20 protein-coding genes are annotated in these 19,863 nt (G+C 58.4%); 14 read left to right on the top strand and 6 right to left on the bottom strand.

The window, feature by feature from the left end:
- Window positions 1-3: 3 nt before the first annotated feature.
- Together QEV83_RS09730 and QEV83_RS09725 are read right to left on the bottom strand one after the other, a co-directional pair.
- Window positions 4-1,053, bottom strand: coding sequence for an energy transducer TonB (locus tag QEV83_RS09730; protein WP_280127556.1), 1,050 nt, complete (start codon window positions 1,051-1,053; stop codon window positions 4-6).
- A gap of 95 nt (window positions 1,054-1,148) precedes the next feature.
- Window positions 1,149-1,784, bottom strand: coding sequence for a TIGR00730 family Rossman fold protein (locus QEV83_RS09725; RefSeq protein ID WP_280127555.1), 636 nt, complete (start codon window positions 1,782-1,784; stop codon window positions 1,149-1,151).
- Window positions 1,785-2,030: 246 nt separating this feature from the next.
- Here QEV83_RS09725 and QEV83_RS09720 point away from each other — a divergent pair, with 246 nt between their 5' ends.
- A complete protein-coding gene (locus QEV83_RS09720) occupies window positions 2,031-3,941 on the top strand; it encodes an ABC transporter ATP-binding protein/permease (RefSeq protein ID WP_280131015.1) in 1,911 nt (636 codons plus the stop codon).
- A 29-nt stretch (window positions 3,942-3,970) separates the two neighbouring features.
- On the opposite strand, the gene QEV83_RS09715 is transcribed toward QEV83_RS09720, so the two are convergent.
- Complete coding sequence (locus tag QEV83_RS09715) at window positions 3,971-4,300, bottom strand: YidB family protein (RefSeq protein ID WP_280127554.1); 330 nt, start codon at window positions 4,298-4,300, stop codon at window positions 3,971-3,973.
- Between the two features lie 248 nt (window positions 4,301-4,548).
- Between QEV83_RS09715 and QEV83_RS09710 the strand changes: the two genes are divergently transcribed.
- From QEV83_RS09710 to QEV83_RS09680, 7 genes are all read left to right on the top strand, one after another.
- Complete coding sequence (locus QEV83_RS09710) at window positions 4,549-5,247, top strand: phosphatidylserine decarboxylase (protein ID WP_280127553.1); 699 nt, start codon at window positions 4,549-4,551, stop codon at window positions 5,245-5,247.
- A gap of 266 nt (window positions 5,248-5,513) precedes the next feature.
- The gene (locus tag QEV83_RS09705) at window positions 5,514-6,023 is read left to right on the top strand and encodes a pilus assembly protein N-terminal domain-containing protein (protein ID WP_280127552.1); all 510 of its coding nucleotides are present in this window, start codon (window positions 5,514-5,516) and stop codon (window positions 6,021-6,023) included.
- A gap of 208 nt (window positions 6,024-6,231) precedes the next feature.
- Window positions 6,232-7,002: a uroporphyrinogen-III synthase gene (locus QEV83_RS09700; protein WP_280127551.1), complete on the top strand. Its 771-nt coding sequence runs from the start codon at window positions 6,232-6,234 to the stop codon at window positions 7,000-7,002.
- A 7-nt stretch (window positions 7,003-7,009) separates the two neighbouring features.
- Entirely contained in the window at window positions 7,010-8,185 is a 1,176-nt protein-coding gene (locus QEV83_RS09695) for an ABC transporter substrate-binding protein (RefSeq protein ID WP_280127550.1), read from the top strand.
- The gene (locus QEV83_RS09690; RefSeq protein ID WP_280127549.1) at window positions 8,182-9,171 is read left to right on the top strand and encodes a YVTN family beta-propeller repeat protein; all 990 of its coding nucleotides are present in this window, start codon (window positions 8,182-8,184) and stop codon (window positions 9,169-9,171) included. Before QEV83_RS09695 ends, QEV83_RS09690 begins: the two co-directional genes overlap by 4 nt.
- Window positions 9,168-9,977: an ABC transporter ATP-binding protein gene (locus QEV83_RS09685; RefSeq protein WP_280127548.1), complete on the top strand. Its 810-nt coding sequence runs from the start codon at window positions 9,168-9,170 to the stop codon at window positions 9,975-9,977. The genes QEV83_RS09690 and QEV83_RS09685 overlap by 4 nt, the downstream gene beginning before the upstream one ends.
- Window positions 9,962-10,807, top strand: a complete 846-nt coding sequence (locus QEV83_RS09680; RefSeq protein WP_280127547.1) for an ABC transporter permease — start codon at window positions 9,962-9,964, stop codon at window positions 10,805-10,807. Before QEV83_RS09685 ends, QEV83_RS09680 begins: the two co-directional genes overlap by 16 nt.
- A 19-nt stretch (window positions 10,808-10,826) precedes the next feature.
- Here the strand turns inward: QEV83_RS09680 and QEV83_RS09675 are convergent, their stop codons facing one another.
- Complete coding sequence (locus QEV83_RS09675) at window positions 10,827-11,222, bottom strand: cytochrome c family protein (protein ID WP_280127546.1); 396 nt, start codon at window positions 11,220-11,222, stop codon at window positions 10,827-10,829.
- Between the two features lie 221 nt (window positions 11,223-11,443).
- Here QEV83_RS09675 and QEV83_RS09670 point away from each other — a divergent pair, with 221 nt between their 5' ends.
- From QEV83_RS09670 to ggt, 6 genes are all read left to right on the top strand, one after another.
- Entirely contained in the window at window positions 11,444-12,403 is a 960-nt protein-coding gene (locus QEV83_RS09670) for an ABC transporter substrate-binding protein (protein WP_280127545.1), read from the top strand.
- 7 nt (window positions 12,404-12,410) lie between these two features.
- Complete coding sequence (locus QEV83_RS09665; RefSeq protein WP_280131014.1) at window positions 12,411-13,151, top strand: ABC transporter permease; 741 nt, start codon at window positions 12,411-12,413, stop codon at window positions 13,149-13,151.
- Window positions 13,141-13,854 (top strand): ATP-binding cassette domain-containing protein, encoded by a 714-nt coding sequence (locus tag QEV83_RS09660; protein WP_280127544.1) that lies wholly within the window; start codon window positions 13,141-13,143, stop codon window positions 13,852-13,854. The genes QEV83_RS09665 and QEV83_RS09660 overlap by 11 nt, the downstream gene beginning before the upstream one ends.
- A 140-nt stretch (window positions 13,855-13,994) precedes the next feature.
- Window positions 13,995-14,411, top strand: coding sequence for a hypothetical protein (locus tag QEV83_RS09655; protein ID WP_280127543.1), 417 nt, complete (start codon window positions 13,995-13,997; stop codon window positions 14,409-14,411).
- A gap of 8 nt (window positions 14,412-14,419) precedes the next feature.
- Window positions 14,420-16,381 (top strand): DNA helicase RecQ, encoded by a 1,962-nt coding sequence (recQ, locus tag QEV83_RS09650; RefSeq protein ID WP_280127542.1) that lies wholly within the window; start codon window positions 14,420-14,422, stop codon window positions 16,379-16,381.
- 8 nt (window positions 16,382-16,389) lie between these two features.
- Window positions 16,390-18,156: a gamma-glutamyltransferase gene (ggt, locus tag QEV83_RS09645; protein ID WP_280127541.1), complete on the top strand. Its 1,767-nt coding sequence runs from the start codon at window positions 16,390-16,392 to the stop codon at window positions 18,154-18,156.
- 18 nt (window positions 18,157-18,174) lie between these two features.
- On the opposite strand, the gene QEV83_RS09640 is transcribed toward ggt, so the two are convergent.
- Window positions 18,175-19,668: a sodium:solute symporter family protein gene (locus QEV83_RS09640; RefSeq protein WP_280127540.1), complete on the bottom strand. Its 1,494-nt coding sequence runs from the start codon at window positions 19,666-19,668 to the stop codon at window positions 18,175-18,177.
- Entirely contained in the window at window positions 19,658-19,840 is a 183-nt protein-coding gene (locus tag QEV83_RS09635; RefSeq protein WP_280127539.1) for a DUF3311 domain-containing protein, read from the bottom strand. The genes QEV83_RS09640 and QEV83_RS09635 overlap by 11 nt, the downstream gene beginning before the upstream one ends.
- Window positions 19,841-19,863 lie beyond the last annotated feature (23 nt).

The following is a 19,863-nucleotide window of genomic DNA, read 5'->3' as shown; positions in this document are numbered from 1 at the left end:
CTCCTAATTCTGGTTCGAGTACTGCAGGATGAACCCATGTGGGAGGCCCCTTGGGGGGGCCGGAAACGGCGCCGCGCGGCGCACCGCCGTGAGATATGCTGTATCGAGAACCGGGTCGCCGCTGGCGCGATACAGGGCCTGATGGGTCAGATTGCCCATTTCATCCACGAAGAGGCCGATTTGTCCGATGCTGATCAAATGGCGGGCGCGGACCTCGGCCGGAAGATGCAGTTGCCGGTTGATGAGCCCCATCAGCAAGGATTCATAGCTCGCTTTTTCGCGGCCGCCGCCGATCGGCGCCGATTTGGCGGATGACCCGAAGGAATAGGACGGCGCCGGAGCCAAGGCGGCGAGTTGCTGCGCAACCGTCTTCTGGCCCTGGCCGGGTAAAGTCTTGCTGGCTGGCTGCTGTTTTGGTTTTGGCTGCGGTTTGGCGGGTGGCTCTGGCTGCGCCTTCTCGAGCGCCTCCGCATCGGGTTTGTCATCGGCGAGCTTTTGCGGCTCCGCTGGCGCCGCCGGGGCAGCGGGTTTTTCGTCAGATTTGGTGGCTGCTTTTTCCTGTTCCGGCTTGTCTTGCGCAGGTTCGGGGATCGCGAGCTTGGGTGGCGGCGCGACGCGCGGCGCCTTTGTTTCCTGGTCGGGTTCTCCCTTGTGGGTTTTGTCGTCATTGCCCGACACCGGCGCGTCATGCGCGACTTGGACGTCGTCGAGCTGCACTTTTTCCGGCGGCGGCTTTGCCTTGACGGGAGGCGGAGTCATAAGATCGGGCTTTGGCGGCGGTAGGGGTTTCGTAACCGGCTGGGTCTTTTGTTCCGGCGGCGGTTCCGGCGGCATCTGGGCGACAAGTTCAATCGGAATCTCTTCTGGGTGTGCAGGCTCGTCGGCCCTGTAGAAATCCGAGAGAAAAAGGGAGCCCACCAGCAACGCGTGGATCACCACACACACCGCGACTATTAGAGCAAACCTCTCCGCTGCCCGTTGCCGCGGCTGCACTAGGCGCTCGGCCGGGTCTGCCTTGAGGATGACATCGGGGATTTCGGGACCAGACGTCACGTTTCACCACGATCAATGGATGTTGCGAGTAACCTCGATATCATGGCTGAGGAATAATATCATTCCCGCCCGTAAAAGCGCCTGGAAACACGCCTCTAAAAGCGTGGATCGACGGTCTCCTTGCGCAGGCCGAGAAGCGCGGCCTTTGCCGCCGCGGTCTCGATCATCGGCAGAATATCCTCGATCTTTTCGGCAACAAGATAGCGAACCTCGAACGGTGATTGAATAAAACGCCGCTCGCGCATATGGGCGAAAAGCTGCAGCAACGGTTGCCAGAAACCCCCGATGTCGGCAATCACCACCGGCTTCGTGTGACGCTCAAGCTGGACCCAGGTCAATTGTTCGGCAAGTTCTTCCAAGGTGCCAATCCCGCCCGGAAGCGCGACGAAAGCGTCGGCTCGCTCAAACATCTGACGCTTGCGCTCATGCATGTCGCCAACGACAACGCATTCCTGAATTTCCGGCTGGATACCCTCCCTATTCACCAAGAAATCCGGAATGACACCCGTGACCTGGCCGCCGTTGGCAAGAACCGAACTGGCAATGGCGCTCATGAGACCGGTGGCACCGCCGCCATAGACGAGGCCAACACCATTTTGTGCTAAGGTCTGGCCAAATTTTCGCGCTGCCGCTTCATAAAGAGGATCGGCACCTTGGGCGGCGCCACAATAGACACAAATATTACGAACCAGGCGGGACCTGGTCTCCGCGACGATCTGTTTTGATGACATGGAGTGCTTGTGGCGCGGTGTCCGCCTCGGGTCAAGTAGCACCGCTAACACGCGCAGTGCGCCTCATTGCTAAGTTTGCCGGCGCAAGGCGGGGGTTATCCCTGCAACTTTGTCAAGCCGCCCTCATTTATCAGAACGGATGGCCAGTTGAATGAAATGATGCTTAGAGAGCACATGTCGCGTTCTTTTTTACCGGGCGTTTTTGCGTCCCCCACCAAGTCATCTCCGAAACTGCCGTCTGGCTCCATGCTTCGCAAGCTCTGGCCCTACATTTGGCCAACCGGGCGGCGCGACTTGATCATTCGTATCTACGTATCTCTGGCTTTGCTGCTTGCCGCGAAGATTGTCACGATCGCGGTTCCCTACTCGTTCAAATGGGCGACCGACTCGTTGACCGGCGCGGGGCGCCCGCCCCTCTTGGACGTGATCGCGGGCCCGCTGGCATTCACCCTTTTGTATGGAGGCCTGCGCATCGCAATGGCGCTCCTGACGCAAATTCGTGACGCGACTTTTGCCGATGTCGCGATGCACGCGGTACGCCGCCTGGCGCGCGATGTGTTTGCACATTTGCATTCCCTCTCGCTGCGCTTCCACCTGGAGCGCAAAACCGGTGGTCTGACTCGCGTCCTTGAACGCGGCCGCAATTCGATCGAGACAATCGTCCGCACGACGATGCTGACAGCGGTTCCGACCGTCGTCGAATTTGTTCTGATCTTGGCGGTCTTTCTTTATCAATTCGATTGGCGCTATGCCGCCGTCGTGTCCTTGATGATCCTTGCCTACATGGGTTTCACCGCCGCCGCGACCAATTGGCGGATCGCCATTAGGCGCGCGATGAATGAGAGCGACACCGATGCCAATACCAAGGCGATCGATAGCCTGCTCAATTTTGAAACCGTGAAATATTTCACCGCCGAGGAACGGGAGAAAGCGCGCTACGACAAATCCATCGCCCGCTATGAGCGGATGAGCGTCAAAACCTACACGTCGCTTGCGTGGCTCAACGCGGGACAGGCGGTTATTTTTACGTGCGGGTTGACGGCGGCGATGGCGATGAGCATCGCCGGGATCAAAAGTGGTGCCAATACGGTCGGAGATTTCGTCCTCATCAATGCGATGATGGTGCAGCTCTATCAGCCGCTGAATTTCATGGGTGTCGTCTATCGGGAAATCAGGCAGGCGACGATCGACATCGAGCTGATGTTTGCCATTCTCGGCCAGCATCCAGAGATCGACGACCGGCCAGGGGCGAAGCCGCTTGCCGTGAGGCATGGCACCCTTTCGTTCGATAATGTGTCGTTCCATTACGACCCACGCCGGGCGATCCTGGAGGATGTGAGCTTTGATGTGCCGGCCGGCAAGACCGTCGCGATTGTTGGCCATTCCGGCGCCGGGAAATCGACGCTTTCCAGGTTGATTTTCCGGTTCTACGAGCCTTCGTCGGGGCGCATCACCATCGATGGCGAGGATATTTCGAGGGTCACCCAAGCCTCGTTGCGCGCGGCGATTGGCATGGTGCCGCAAGATACGGTTCTTTTCAACGACACGATCGCCTACAATATCCGCTACGGCCGCTTCGATGCGAGCGACGCCGAGGTGCGGGAGGCGGCACGGCTGGCACGCATCGATCATTTCATCGAGCAGACTCCCGGCGGTTATGAGGCGCAAGTCGGCGAACGCGGATTGAAACTATCCGGCGGCGAGAAGCAGCGCGTCGCCATCGCCAGGACGATTTTAAAGGCGCCCCCCATTCTCGTTCTCGACGAGGCGACCTCGGCGCTCGACTCTTTCACCGAACGCGAAATTCAGGACGCGCTCGATCTCGTCGCCAAGGGCAGGACGACACTCGTGATTGCGCACAGGTTGTCGACGATCGTCAATGCCGACGAAATCATTGTGCTGGATAAGGGGAAAATCGTCGAGCGCGGCGCCCACGCCGCGCTTCTTGCGCAAAACGGATTATATGCGGCGATGTGGAAGCGCCAGAACGAAGTCCGACAAGCCGAGGAAACCTTGCGCCGAGCGGCGATCGAGGAAGGCGGCAGGCTCAGCATCAAGATCGAGACGGAAGCATCGACGGAAGAGACCGCCGACTCGGATGAGGAGGCTTCCCTGGACGAAGACCCCATGGACCCCATGATGCCCGCCGGACTATAACGCGCCAATGATTGCGCGTGGGAACGGCGTTATGACGGGAGTTTGCCGTCGGGCGTCGCCGTGTCGACGGCTTCCGGCAAATGTTGAGCCAGAAATTCGGCGAGTTTGTCGGCAGGAAGGCCCAGCTTGGTCGCGAGCTCCTTCACCTTTTCGGAGCCAAGCGCCTGACGTATCTGGTCCGTCGTGATTGGAGAATTCGGACCCAACGAAATCCAAGACTTCATGGTCTCGCCAAAACCATTCTTCTCGAATTGACTGACGATGTTTTGCAAGCCGCCTTGGTTTTCGATGAACTTGTTAAGGAGTGTAGCTCCTTCCACGCCAATGACGCCGCCCAGAATTCCGTCGAACAGACCCATGCGACCCTCCATGCGGGGACCGGCGGCATAGCTTGGCTTGCGTTCTCGGCCAGCATAAGCCCAATGATCCAATCTCGCGGCCGGACCTTGCCAGTTTGGACGCATATTGGCAAGACTGAACCGTTGCCATAAACGCCATCAGGGGCGACATTGATGCACCGGGGCGCGAAATACGTTGAAATAGTTGTGGCGGTGGCGGACAAGGGCCGGACGCTGGACACATTCTTCTCGCAATCTAGGATTGCCTTATGTCGATGATCGATTCGATCCGCAAGCAAATGACGCCCATTCACCCGGAGGGCTATATTTTTGTGGCGGGTTTTGCCATTGCCACCCTCATCCTCGGTTCGTTCTTCGGACCCTTGGGCTGGATCGGCACGATCGCGACCGGCTGGTGCGCTTATTTTTTTCGCGATCCTGTCCGGTACACGCCGCTTGACGACGCGCTTGTGGTGTCGCCGGCCGATGGCGTCGTTTCCTCCGTCGGTTATTTCACGCCGCCGCCGGAGCTTGGCCTCAGCACGGAACCGATGCAGCGGATTTCCGTTTTCATGTCGGTCTTTGATTGCCACGTGAACCGGGCTCCGATTGCCGGACGGGTGACCAAGATAGCCTATAAGCCCGGCCTGTTTCTCAATGCGGACCTCGATAAGGCGAGCGAAAACAACGAGCGAAATGGACTCGTCATTGAGGCGGAAGGTGGCCGGTTCGGTGTCGTCCAAATCGCCGGTTTTGTGGCGCGGCGGATCGTTTGTTTTGCCCGTCAGGGCGAAGCCGTTGGCGCGGGCGACCGGATTGGTCTGATCCGTTTTGGCTCGCGGGTGGACGTTTACATGCCGGGTACGGCGAGACCCTTGGTGACGATCGGCTCGAAGGCGATCGCCGGCGAAACGGCCCTCGCCGAATTGCGCTCAAATGGACCCCGCCGGAATTTTAAATCCGGCTGATTGCAATCTTTGCCTTTTTGTTGCGCGTACTTAAGCAAACCCAAAAGCGTATGTTTGAATTGCTTGCGACCTGTTCATAAACGGGACGGGGGGAAGTACCGGATGCAAAGCGGAGGGCCCCTTTTTGACAAGTCTTAATTCTTAACGGGATTTGCAAACACTCTGCTGAAAGGAGGTCGCCAGGTTACGCCGCTTTAGCGTTCCTTTACGCAAGAAGCCTCCAATTGCCAATGTCCATCGTGCGAATCAGCAAGACAACGCAATCCATGGCTTCACGCGCTCCTCGTTCCTGCTTGACTCAATTTCCCGCCGTTCCGGTCGCGGCCCGATCGTTCAACTGGCTCGCTCTGATCGCCGTTACCATCTGCTGCCATGCAACTCCCCTGCGGGCCATGGAAGACATCTTGGTCGTGACGATCGATCAGGCGCGCATCGTGAAGGTTCCTCCCGCAACTGAGACGCTGATTGTCGGGAACGCGGCGATCGCCGACTTGACGCTCTTGAAGCAGGGCGCCGCGATCGTTGTGACCGGCAAGGGTTTTGGCGAAACCAATTTCATCGCGCTTGATGGCGCGGGGGGGCCATTGGCGCAATCGCTGATCCGTGTCGTCAGCGGCAAGAATGCCTTTCTTGTGCAGCGCGGGCTGGACCGCCAATCCTATTCTTGCGCGCCGCAATGCCTGCCCACAGCCAAACTCGGGGACGATATCAAATATTTTGGCGATGTTTCGGGGCAGGTGAAGGATCACAACGCGCAAGCGACCGGCCTACAATAGAGATTATGGTTGCACCGAGCTTTCATTCGCGGGCCGCCCTCCGTGCAAGCCAGCCTGACAAACTTCATCATGTGTTAGGCTTCTGTTAGGCTTCGCGGCCCCATCCGTGAGAGTTGCTTGCGTGTCCCCCACTCAAGTACAGTAGCCTTGCTCCCTACGCGATCGGGCTCAACCCGATTTCAGAATTCTGTGACGGATTGCAAACCTCATGCTGATTCTCCTCACTCGCTCCCTTGAGGAATCCAAGCGGACAGCCGCGAGCCTAGCGCGCGAAGGACATGAGGCGGTGTTGTCGCCCGTTCTGGAGATGGTGCCCACCGGAGGGATATGGCCGGCAGGCGTCATCGACGGTGTCATCGCGACGAGCGCGCGGGCATTTGAATTGTTCTCCGCGGCAGAGGATTGGCCGTTGCCCGAGGCGCGCCGCCTGCTGCCGTTGTTCCTGGTCGGCGAACGAACGCGGGAAGTCGCCCGCGAGCGGAGCTTTGAAGGCCCGGCGCTGATCGCTCCAGACGCCAAGACCCTCGCCGCGAATATTGACGCCCTTGGCAAGGTTCCTGCCTGTTTCGTCTATCTCGCGGGACGCGATCGCAAGCCCGATCTCGAGGAGAGCCTTACCGGAGCAGGACACCGCATCGAGCCAGTCGAAGTCTATGCGGCGCAACCCGCCGAGTCCTTGAGTGATGCCGCCCTGGACCTTGCAGCGGCAGCAAAAATCGGGGCAGTCTTGCATTATTCCCGGCGCAGCACGGAAATTTTCCTTCGCCTTGCGCGGAAAGCGGCTCTCGACCTCAAGCGGCTGAATCATGTATGCATCTCGCATGACGCGGCGGCGCCGCTTTTAGATGCCAAAATTCATGAAGTGCTCATTGCCAAAACCCCGGACGAGCAGGCGATGTTCTCTATCGTCAACACCTTGGCTGGCCTTTCCGAACTCTCGCTTGGGCAAGATAAAAAACTTGGGCAAGACAAGGAATAAGATCTTCATGACCGTGGGCTTGATCGTGCTCGCGGCGTTTCCGCTTCCGGCGTCTGCGGCCGACAACATCGACATCAAGGCGGGGTTCATTCGCGCGCCGCACACGCTGGAGACCGTCTCGATCCTTGACGTTCCGGCCGCCGACGATGGTATCGCCGGTGCGAAGCTTGCCACCGAGGACAACAACACAACTGGAAGTTTTCTCGGCCAGACGTTCAGTATCGAGGATGTCTCCTTGCGGCCGGGCGATGACCCGGTGGCGGCACTCAATAGCCTTGCCGCGAAAGGCGTCTTCTTTGTTCTTGCCGACCTCCCGCCGGAGGCGCTTCTCGCGCTGGCCGGAGCGGCGAAGGATAAGGGAGTCCTGATTTTCAATACCAGCGCTCCCGAGGATTCGCTGCGTGAGGACAATTGCCGCGCCAATGTCTTTCACGTTGCGCCAAGCTACTCCATGCTCGCCGATGGGCTTGCGCAATATCTGGTGTGGAAGCAATGGAAGCGCTGGCTGCTGATGAAAGGCTCTCACCCGCAAGATGAGCTCTTTGCCGAAGCACTCCGGCATTCGGCGAAAAAATTCGGTGCCAAGATCGTCGAGGAGCGAGTCTATGAGGATACAGGGGGTGGGCGCCGCTCCGATTCGGGAAGCGTGCAGACGCAAAGGCTTGTTCCGGTGGCGACACAAAACGCACCGGCCTATGATGTCCTCGTCGCCGCCGATGAAAGCGAGGTCTTCGCGAATTATCTTCCGTTCCGAACATGGGACGCGCGCCCGGTTGCGGGTTCGGCCGGCTTAAAACCCGTGAGTTGGGATGGGACTCATGAGCAATGGGGGGCGATCCAATTGCAAAACCGCTTTATGAAGCTGGCTTCGCGGCGCATGAACGCGCGCGACAACAATGCCTGGGTGGCGATGCGGATGATCGGCGAGGCGGCCTCGCGCACGGGCTCGAACGATCCCAAAGTCATTCGCGATTATCTGACCGGGCCGGAGTTCGCCATTGCCGCCTTCAAGGGTCAAAAACAAACTTTGCGCCACTGGAACCAGCAATTACGCCAGCCCATTCTGCTTGGCGATGGACGCATGATTATCTCGATTTCGCCGCAAGAAGGATTTCTCCATCAAACTTCTGAACTCGATACCCTCGGCTTCGATCAGCCCGAAACGAAATGTAAATTGCAATGAAGTTTTCAACACATTCAGGGCTCGCCGTCGTTGCCGCCTCTCTCTTCGCGCTGGCGGTGATGACAGCTCCAGCCGTTGCATTCACGGCTTATGTTTCCAATGAAAAGGGAAATTCGATCTCCATCATCGATACCAATAAATTGGAGGTCACCAAGACCGTGCCGGTGGGTCATCGCCCGCGCGGGATTGCTCTGAACAAGGATGGCAGCGAGCTTTACATCTGCGCGGGCGATGATGATCTCATTCAGATTCTCGACACCAAGACGCTCTCGATCATTGGAACATTGCAGTCGGGGCCTGACCCTGAGCTATTGATCTTGAGCCCCGATGGCAAGCTCCTCTATATCTCGAACGAAAACGACAATATGGTCACAGCGATCGATGTTGCAACACGCAAGCCGGTGGTTGAAATTCCGGTTGGTGTTGAACCGGAGGGAATGGCGCTGAGCCCAGATGGCAAGGTGCTCGTCAACACGTCGGAAACGACGAATATGGCGCATTTGATCGATACGCAAACACGCAAAATATTCGCCAATGTCCTTGTTGACGCGAGGCCGCGCGCCGCCCAATACACACCAAACGGTGCGGAGTTATGGGTTACTTCCGAGGTCGGCGGCACGGTCAGCGTGATCGATGCGGCCAGTCCAAAGGTCAAACAGAAAATCAGTTTCGAAGTCGCGGGGCTCTCGAAAGAAGCGATCCAACCGGTAGGATTGCGATTTACGCCCGATGGCAAACTTGCATTCGTGGCGCTTGGTCCGGCCAACCGGGTTGCCGTCATCGACACCGCGACAAAAAAAGTGGAGAAATATCTGCTCGTTGGACAGCGCGTTTGGCAAATGGCATTCACCCCGGATGCCAAATATCTTTTGACCACCAATGGCGTTTCAAACGATGTTTCGGTGATCGACGTGGGGAGCCTCAAAGTGCTGAAATCGATCGCCGTCGGAGCCTTTCCCTGGGGCGTGGCGGTCGCCAACGAATGAGCCTTGGCCTGCCGGATCCGGAAGCCGCGAGCGGCGACACAAATGGCGAAATCTCCGCCGCATTGGAGGTCGCAAGCGTGAGCCATAGCTATGGTAAGCGCAAGGCACTCGACAATGTTTCCTTTCGTGTGAGGCCTGCCAGTTTTTGCGTCCTGCTCGGCCTCAACGGCGCGGGCAAAACCACGCTGTTTAGTCTTGTCACCCGCCTTTACGCGGCTCAGCGGGGCACGCTGCGAATCTTCGGGTTCGATGTGAACCACGCGCCTGGCGAAGCCCTGCGCAGGCTTGGCGTCGTGTTCCAGGCTCGGACGCTCGATCTCGATCTGACGCTCCAGCAAAATCTGTCCTATCACGCGGCACTGCACGGAATGCCAGCGCGGGAAACGCAGCGACGTGCCGAGGAGGTTCTCGGCCAAATTGGGCTGTTAGGCCGCGCGAACGATAAGGCGCGTACACTTTCTGGCGGTCAGATACGGCGGGTCGAGATTGCTCGCGCGTTGTTGCATCGCCCACGCATGCTCTTGCTTGACGAGCCGACGGTCGGATTGGATGTCAAGGCCCGCGCGGATATTCTCAAGCATGTCCGGAGCCTTGTCGCGGGGACAAACATTGGGGTGCTTTGGGCGACCCATCTGATTGATGAGATCGAGCCACCGGATGATGCTATTTTGCTACACGAAGGCAAGATTCTCGATCGCGGCAAAGCCTCGGAGATCGCCGCCCGCGCGGGTGTACAGGACATTGGCGCCGCCTTCAAAAAGCTGACCGGGATCGAAGGCGAGGGGACATCATGGGATCAGTCGTGATCGCGGAGCCGCGAGGCGAGGGCTTCGGCGCCGCTCAATATGCGCGCTGTTTCAACGGCATCGTATGGCGCGAGGCGCTGCGGTTTTGGCACCAGAGGGAGCGGTTTGTTTCCGCGCTGGTGCGGCCGCTCGTTTGGCTGTTCATCTTCGCTGCGGGATTTCGCTCGGTGCTCGGTGTGTCGATCATTCCGCCCTACGACACTTATGTGCTTTACGATGTTTATATCACGCCAGGGCTCATTGCGATGATTGAGCTTTTCAGCGGTATGCAATCCTCTCTCTCGATGGTCTATGACCGGGAGATGGGCAATATGCGCAGTCTGCTCGTAAGTCCGTTCCCGCGCTGGTTTCTGCTGACATCCAAGCTTGTGGCGGGTACCGCCGTATCCATTGTCCAGGTCTATGCGTTTCTTGCCGTTGCCTATTTCTGGGAGATCGAGCCGCCGTCGCCCTGGGGCTATCTGACCGTGCTGCCCGCGCTTATCCTTGCGGGCCTCATGCTGGGGGCTCTGGGTATGTTGCTCTCTTCGCTCATCAAGCAATTGGAGAATTTTGCGGGGGTCATGAATTTCGTCATTTTCCCGATGTTTTTCGCCTCTTCCGCGCTCTACCCCTTGTGGCGGGTCAAGGAGGGCAGCCCGTGGCTCGCCTTCTTTTGTGAACTCAATCCGTTCACCCATGCCGTCGAGCTGATCCGCTTTGCCTTTTACGAGCAGATCAATGTTCTGGCCTTGGGGGTGGTGCTTGGCGCGGGAGCTGTCTTTCTCACCGCTGCGATCGTTGCTTATGATCCCTCGCGCAGCATGCTCAAGGGGCGCGAGGGATCATAGATTTTATAACGCCTATTTCTTATTTCTTCTTACCGTCGGCACCGAACTGGGCGAGATAAGCGACAAGATTATCTTGATCGGTTTCCTTGGGAAGTCCGGCGAAAATCATTTTTGTGCCTGGAATCACGGCTTTAGGATTGGCGAGATAGGTCTTGAGCTTGGCCTCGTCCCAGGTGATTCCGGAATCCTTATTCGCATCGGAATAATTGTAATCGGCCACGGAGCCTGTCTTGCGCCCGATCAGCCCATTCAATTCGGGTCCAACGAAATTCTTGGCGCCTTCACCGATCTGATGACAGACCTTGCATTTGTGTGTGAAGATCTCTTCGCCAGCGGCGGCATCGCCCGCCAAAGCCACGCCAACGGAACCGGCCCAGGCAGCCGCGGCGGCGAGACAAACATATTTAAGCTTCATATCCGGTTTCCTTCCCTATAAGCGCGAGGGGCATTCGATCACGCTCCCGCCATCGCCCGCAACCATGGCCCAAGAACCACCTCTTTGGACCGACGCGATAAAGCATGTATCCTGAGACGATGGCAAATGACAACCCGGACCATTCTAGACCCTTGGCGTCCTTCAAAGGCAGATGGGGCTCCCTCCTGAGCCACTGTCTTGGGCAAGCGGTATTCTGTCTTGTGCTGGCAGTTTTATCGAGCACCGCCGTTCAGGCGGCGGACAGGCTTCGTCTTGCGGTGCAAAAAACCGGAACATTTGCCTGGGAGCTTTCAATCATCAAGGCGCGGGGGCTTGACAAGAAAGCCGGACTTGAGATCGAGGTGACAGAGCTTGCAGCGCCCGAAGCCTCGAAAGTCGCCCTACTGGGGGGCTCCGTAGATATCATTCTCAGCGACTGGCCTTGGGTTGCGCGGCAAAGAAATCTCGGCGGACGGCCTGTCTTTTTCCCCTATTCGACCGCTCTCGGTGCGGTCATGGTCGAAACCATTTCGCCGATCAAGGCTCTCACTGATTTGCAAGGCAAAAAAATCGCGGTCGCGGGCGGTCCCTTGGACAAAAGCTGGTTGTTGCTCCAGGCCTTTGCACGAGAGCAGCACTTCGATATCGCCTCCGAGGCAACCGTCATCTATGGCGCCCCTCCCTTGCTCTACCAGAAAGCCGTGAATGGTGAGGCAGACGCCACATTGAACTACTGGACCTTTTGCGTGGCGCTCGAATCGCGCGGGTTCCGGCGGCTCATTGACATGGAGGAGATCGAAAAGCGGCTTGGCGCCAAGGGGCCGGTCGCCATGGTCGGCTACGTCTTTGACGAAGGCTTTGCTGGAACCCACGCCGATGCGCTCGCCCGTTTCCTGAAGATCGCCGGCGAAGCAAGGGAGATTCTCGCACATTCGGACGCGGATTGGGACAAAATCGCGCGGCAAGCTGGAATTGAAGGAAGCGCACAACTCGCGCTCTACCGGCAAACCTATATCGATGGCATACCCCGGCGCAGGGTCGAAGAGGAAGCCGCCGACGCGCGAATTCTCTATCGCGCCCTCGTCACGGCAGGCGGCGCGGATCTCGCCGGTCCGGCAAAGGAACTTGATGAGAAGACTTACTATAAGGGTGGTACCGGCGTGGCGCCCGGGGCGAATTAAAGCCCTATTGATCCGGCTTATGCCGCTGCTCCTTTTGCTGGCTGCTTGGCAAATGGGTTCGCGCTTCGCTTTGCCCGGCACGCTGCCGCCCCCGCTTGCCGTCGTGTCGGTCATCGCCACCGAGGCGTGGTCAGGCGCCCTGTTTTTGAACTTCGGGATCACGCTTGCCCGCGTCGCGGCGTCTTTTGCCCTCGCGATGGTGTTCGGGACCGCACTCGGCGTGGCCATGGGCAGCAACAAGACGATTGACCGCTTGTTCGATCCTATAGTGATCGTACTCTTGAACCTCCCAGCGCTCGTCGTTATCGTCCTCGCCTATATTTGGATCGGGCTGACTGAGACAGCGGCAATTGGAGCCGTGGCTCTCAACAAATTGCCAAATACGGCGGTCACTTTGCGCGAAGGTGCTCGTGCCCGTGACAAAAACCTCGATGAAATGGCCGAGCTCTTTGGCTTATCTTGGGGCACGAAAGCAAGAGAAGTCGTCTTGCCACAACTTGCGCCTTACATCGCGGCGGCGATGCGCTCGGGTCTTTCGCTCGTGTGGAAAATTGTCCTTGTCGTCGAATTGATCGGCCGTTCGAACGGTGTCGGTTTCGAGATCGGCATCGCGTTCCAGCTGTTCGATGTGACACGGCTCTTGGCTTACGCATTGCCCTTTGTCGGGCTCATGCTGGCGATCGAAACACTCGTTGTGCAACCGTTCGAACAGCATGTCTCGCGCTGGCGGCGGCCGCATGGAGCTTGAGGTTTTCATTTCCCGGAAGACGCTGCAAACAGCGTACGGGCAAACGCGCGACATCTTGCGCGATGTCGCCTTCACTTTGCGGCAAGGTGAGGTCTGTGCCCTGTTGGGCCCGTCTGGTTGCGGTAAGACAACGCTTTTGCGGATTGTCGCGAAGATCGACACCGCTTTCGAAGGCCGGCTTGTCTTACCCTCCCGGAATAAGATCGGCATGGTTTTCCAGGAACCAAGGCTGTTGCCGTGGCGGAGCGTCGCGCAAAACCTACGCCTTGTTGGAACATCAAGCGAGAGCGAACTCGCCGAGATCGTCGCGGCCTTGCACCTTTCCAAACATCTCGACCATTTCCCCAGCGAATTATCGCTTGGGCTCGCCCGCCGCGTGGCGATCGCCCGGGCGTTCGCGGTCAAACCCGATCTTCTCCTCCTCGATGAGCCTTTCGTCTCGCTCGATGCCGCGCTCGCGGCGCGGCTGCGCGAAGAGCTGCTGGCGCTCGTTTTGAAGCGCAAGGCGACCACCCTCATCGTTACCCATGATGTCGAGGAGGCGATCGCGGTCGCCGACCGGATCATTGTCTTGTCCCCGGCGCCGGGACGGCTTGTCGCCGACCGGACAATCGAGGCGCCGCGCGGCGCCATGACAGGCGCGCGAGCCGCGAAAATGAAAGAAACGATTCGAGCTCTTATGACGAATGGGGTTCATTGTTAGGCGCAATCACCATGAATTACAAACAGGATGTATTCACGCACCAGTACAACATCGTAGATTGTTTCATCTACCACCTGACCTATTATAGGACCCTCTGCAAGGGCTACACGGAACGTCGGTTACACAATAGATTTTGGCACATGACTATCGAAGCCCATTTGTTTGCCGCCACGATAAACTGGTGCATGGTGTTCGGTTCTGATGGTTGCAATCCAACGCACTGGAAACAATTATCTAAAAAGCAATCAAAAGAGCTTATTCAGAGCTTCCGTGATGGGCTGTTCCAGGAGCTTAATTTGGATAAGGCAGCCTGGGAAAAGTACTGGAAAAGCTTCAAAGATTTTCAAGACAATTTCGTAGCACACCGTGAGTTAAATTTTTCCAGGCCGGTACCAAATTTTGATACGGCGATCGATGTTGCGTATTTCTATGACAAGTGGGTAAGAAAGATCATCTCTCCAGATACTCTTAACGAGCCATCTTTGGAGCAATTCACCATATTGCAGGAGGAGTTGGTAACTCCATTCGTGGATAAGTTGCTCAGAGTCACAGAATAACCAGCCTGATGGGAACGTTTGATGTAACGGTTCTAGAGCAAATCGCACTCGAAGATTTGCGGAACGGGGACGCTGTGAACGCGCACATCGACGAGGCGAAAGAAGCGCTCACGCGGGTTTTCGGCTTTACAGAATTCCGTCCTGGACAAGAGGAAATTCTCAAAGCCGTGTTCGCCGGCGAACATATCCTCGCAGTGATGCCGACCGGGGCTGGTAAGTCGCTTCTCTACCAATTGCCGGCGATCGTGCGCAGGGGGCTGACGGTCGTCGTGTCGCCGCTAATCGCCCTGATGCGCGATCAGGTGCAGCAGCTGCAAGCGCGCGGGATTGCCGCCGCCGCGCTAAATTCCTCGAACAGCGGGGAAGATAATTCGGAGATCGAGGCGGGCCTCCGGCGCCGCCGCTATCGCATCCTTTATGTCGCGCCAGAGCGACTCGCGCGTGCGGATACAGCAGAGTTGCTCCGTGCGGCGGGAGCCGATGTGTTCGCCATCGACGAGGCGCATTGCGTCTCGCAATGGGGGCACGATTTCCGGCCTGAATATCTTAGCCTTGCCGAAGTGGCGCGGGCGATCGGTCACGTGCAGCTCATCGCGGTCACGGCGACCGCCGATGAGCCGACCCGTGCCGACATCGTCAAAAAACTCTTTGCCGTTCCTCCACAAATTTTCGTGCGCTCCTTCGACAGACCAAACTTGCATCTTTCGATGGCGCGTAAGACCGATGCCACGCGGCAAATCGAATCGATGATCGCGCGTCATAAAGGCCACAGCGGCATTATCTATTGCAACTCGCGCAAGGGTGTCGAGAAGCTCGCGGAGTACCTCGGCCAGAAAGGTGTTCTAGCACTCGCCTATCACGCCGGCCTTGAAGCTGGAATGAGATCGGCGCGCCAGGATGAATTCCTGCGTCATGAGGGCGTCGTCATCGTCGCCACCATTGCCTTCGGCATGGGGATCGACAAACCCGACGTCCGTTTTGTCTGCCACGCTGATTTACCGCAGAGCATCGAAGCCTATTATCAGGAAATCGGCCGCGCCGGGCGCGACGGCTTGCCGGCGGAAACGCTTACCTTATTCAGCGACGCCGATATCAGGCTCCGCGAGCAGCAAATTTCCGCAAGCGTGGCGCCGCGAGACCGCAAGCTGATCGAGAAACGCAAGCTCAATGCTTTGATTGCCTTATGCGAAACCCCGCATTGCCGCCGTCAGACCCTGCTCGCGGCTTTTGGCGAGACATCGAAGCCTTGCGGTAATTGCGATATTTGCGATGGCAAATGGCCGCGCTTCAACGGAGCCATAGCAGCGCAGAAAATCATGTCCGCCATTCACCGGACATCGGGACGATTTTTCCCTGGTCACCTTGCCAATCTTCTTGTTGGGCACGCAAGTGATGCGATCCGGCGGCACGGTCATGATTTGCTGCCGACCTTCGGCGTTGGCAAGGAGTTCAATCCGGCCGAATGGCGAAGCATTTTTTATCAGCTTCACGCAGCGAAGCTGATCGCGCAAGACCCTGAAGATCGCGATCGTTGGATCATTACGAAAGATGGACGTGCCGTGCTCTCGGGCGAGGCGCCTTTGAGCTTGCGCGGAGATATTCGCTTGCCGAGCGGGCGCAAAGTGGCCGTGCGGCGCAGTTTGCAAGAGATCGTGGTTGCGCAGGCCAAGGATCCTGCGTTACCGCGCCAAGCGTTCGAGCCCGCCAAAACAGATAGCGATGTGGTGCGCCTGACCGCCAAGGAAAATCGCTTGCTTGCCGCCCTCAAAGCCAAGCGCCTTGAAGTTGCGCGGGAGCAAAAGCTGCCCGCCTTTATCATTTTTCATGACAAAGTTTTGATCGAAATGGCGCGAGCGCGCCCCAAAACCCGCGAAGATATGCTTGCCATTCCGGGAATTGGGCCGGACAAGGCTGTTCGTTACGCCGCGATCTTCCTTTCTCTCATCGCAGTCCATAGCGACGAGTCATGAGCATCTCAATGTTTCAAGCAAGTCCCTGGCGAGCGCCACGTATGATGCTTCGTGCTGGCGTGCTCGTTGCGGCATATCTTGTCGTTCCTTTTGCCTCGCAAGCCGAACAGCCACTGCCGCCGCCGATCATCTCGCAAGGCGCGCGATTTCTGCCGGTCCTGGCCAGCCATGGCATGGTTGCCGCGCAGGAAGCGAAGGCAGCGAAAATCGGCGTCGATATACTCCGGCGCGGGGGCAATGCGATCGACGCGGCGGTCGCAACCGGGCTGGCGCTCGCCGTAACCTTGCCGCGCGCCGGAAACCTTGGCGGCGGCGGTTTCATGCTCGTCTATCTTGCCAAGGAGCGAAAAAGCGTCGTCATCGATTATCGTGAAGCCGCACCGGCCGATACCCCGCGTGACGTGTTCCTCAATGCGGAGGGCGAGGCAGTGGCTTCGCGATCGCGCGACAGCGGGCTTGCCGTGGGCGTGCCTGGAACCGTCGCTGGCCTGTCGCTCGCATTGCGCAACTATGGCTCGGGAAAATTCTCGCTCGCCAAGCTTGCCGCCCCCGCCGTCGCGCTCGCCCGCTCCGGCATTGACGTCGAGGATGATCTCGCTGATTCGCTGCCCAATGTTCAATCCCGCTTGAAACGCTGGCCGTCGTCGGCCCGGATTTTCCTTCATGCGGATGGAAGCCCGCTGACGCGCGGAGACAGGCTCGTTCAATCCGATCTGGCCTCCGTTCTGGAAGCCATCGGGCGCGACGGCGAGCGTGCCTTCTACGAAGGGCCTGTGGCGGAGAAAATCATCGCCAGCGTGCGCGCGACGGGCGGCAAGATGACGCTGGACGATCTCAAATCCTACCGCGCAGTCGAACGGGAGCCCGTGCATGGCACCTATCGCGGCTACGAGATCGCCTCCGTGCCGCCGCCCTCGTCGGGCGGGGTGCATATCATCGAACTTCTCAATTTGCTCGAAGGGTTTCCGCTCGCCAGGCAAGGCGCCAATTCGGCTGCGACCATTCATCTGTTGGCCGAAGCCATGAAATTGGCCTACGCCGACCGGGCCGAATATCTCGGCGATCCCGATCAGGTTAAAATTCCCGTCGGCGGCTTGATTTCGAAAGCCTATGCGGAAAAATTGCGGGCGCAGATTTCGACGGCGCGCGCGCGGCCCGCGGCGGATATTAAACCACGCGATCCGGCTCCTTATGAAAGCGACCAGACGACGCATTTTTCAATCGTGGATAGCGATGGCAATGCGGTGGCGAATACCTACACCTTGAATTTTTCCTATGGCGTCGGCCTCGTCGCCGAGGGAACGGGCGTTCTCCTCAACAATGAGCTGGATGATTTCGCCGCCAAGCCAGGGGTGCCAAATGCCTTTGGTCTGGTTGGCGGTGCCGCCAATGCGCCCGCCCCCCGCAAACGGCCACTGTCATCGATGGCGCCGACGATGCTCTTTCGCGACGGCGAACTCGAATTGGTGACGGGCTCGCCGGGCGGGTCGCGGATCATCACGATCGTCACGGAAATCATCCTCGACATTATTGATTTTGGCATGAATCTCGCCGAGGCGACCGAGGCGGTGCGCATTCATCATCAGGGATTGCCGGATGAATTGCAGGCCGAACGCGGTTTAAACCGCGATACGATCCGGTTGCTCGAAGCCCTGGGGCATAAGGTCGTGGTCCATGACGCCTGGGGTTCGGCCCAAAGCATTCTTCGCGCCAACGGCGTGCTGATGGGCGCGGCCGATACCAGGCAACGCGGCACTTTGGCGGCGGGATATTGATGGTTCGCGAGACCGCCGTCAGCCGGCCCGCGCCAATTTCCGGTCCCCGCGCGCGGCGCGTCCGAGCACGGCGGTCACGATAATTGCGACCGCAATGTTGACAGCGAGCGCGAGCAGGCCAGAATAGAGCGTAATGCTCGCTGAGCCGGCATGCAGCGAATGCAGCGGCTTGAAATTATCCAGCCAGACAAGCCAGCTGCCGCATAAGATACCGGCAGCCCATCCAAGCAGTAAGCCGTAAGCCCGGAACCAGCCCGTATAGAGGCCGAAAATTACCGAGGGAAAGATTTGCAAAATCCAGATACCGCCCAGCAATTGCAGATCGAGGGCGAACTGCGTTGGCAGAAACAAAATCACCAGGAGCGCACCGGCCTTGACGGCGAGCGAAGCGATCTTCGCGACTGCCGCCTCCCCGGCATGGGTGACGCCGGGATTGATATAGGCTTTCCAAAAATTGCGGGTGAAGAGGTTGGCGGCGCCGATGCTCATGATCGCCGCGGGGACCAGGGCGCCGATCGCGATCGCCGCGAAAGCGAAACCGGCGAACCATCCCGGAAAGAGGATTTTAAAGAGCAGCGGCACAACTTCATTGTTGTTCGTAAGCTTCAAACCCGCCGCGTGGCCCATCAAACCCATCAAGGCGACGAGCGCCAGCACGATCGAATAGGCGGGGAGAAGGATCGCGTTCTTGCGAATGGTATCGGCGCTCCGGCATGCCAAGATGCCTGTCAAGGCGTGCGGATACATGAAAAGAGCCAGCGCCGAACCGAGCGCGACGCTCACATAGGGCGCGTATTGTGCGGGGGCGAGCAAGAGCCCGCCCGAGCCTTTTGCCTTGAACGCGGCGCCGGCGGCCTCGAAAACGGCGCCATAGCCGCCAAGCTTGTAGGGAACCAGCAAGACCGCGGCGAGCACCACGATATAGATCATCGTATCCTTGACGAAGGCGATGAGCGCCGGCGCCCGCAGGCCGGAGGAATAGGTATAAAGCGCGAGAATTAGAAACGCGGCGACGAGAGGGAGTTCTCCCTTGATCCCGAGAGCTTCGATCACCGCCTCCATACCCACCAGTTGCAACGCGATATAAGGCATCGTCGCGATGACGCCGGTCAGTGCCACGGCGAGTTCGAGCGGGCGGCACCCATAGCGGCCGTAAACGACATCGCCGGCGGTCACATAATTGTTGTCCTTCGCGACTTTCCACAGCAGCGGCATGACCGCGAACACGAATGGATAGACAAGGATCGTGTAGGGCACGGCGAAGAATCCATAGGCGCCCACCGCATAGACGAGCGCCGGCACCGCGATCATGGTGTAGGCCGTGTAGATGTCGCCGCCGATCAGGAACCAGGTGATCCAGGTGCCGAACTGGCGGCCCCCAAGGCCCCATTCGTCGAGATGCGCAAGGGTCTTCGGACGCCGCCAATGCGCCGCCGCGAAACCCAAGACCGTGACGAGGGCGAAAAAGAAAACGAAGACGGCGAGCGCGGCCCAGTCGATGTTAGCTGTCATCGCGGGTCTTCCGGTAGACGATATATGTCAAAAAGGATGTGATCGGCACCCAAAGCAACTGATACCAGTAGAAAAAAGGGAAACCAGACAGTTCGGGGGCGGTACGGTTATAGAAGGGCACCCAAGCCACGGCGGCGAGAGGGACGAGAAGGAGCAGCCAGACCAGGCGCATGGCGGTAAATTTCCTAGCGAAAT

Origin of the sequence: Methylocapsa sp. D3K7 (assembly GCF_029855125.1) — a bacterium.
Taxonomy (GTDB): Bacteria; Pseudomonadota; Alphaproteobacteria; order Rhizobiales; family Beijerinckiaceae; genus Methylocapsa.
This window is presented reverse-complemented; position numbering and strand designations above follow the sequence as displayed.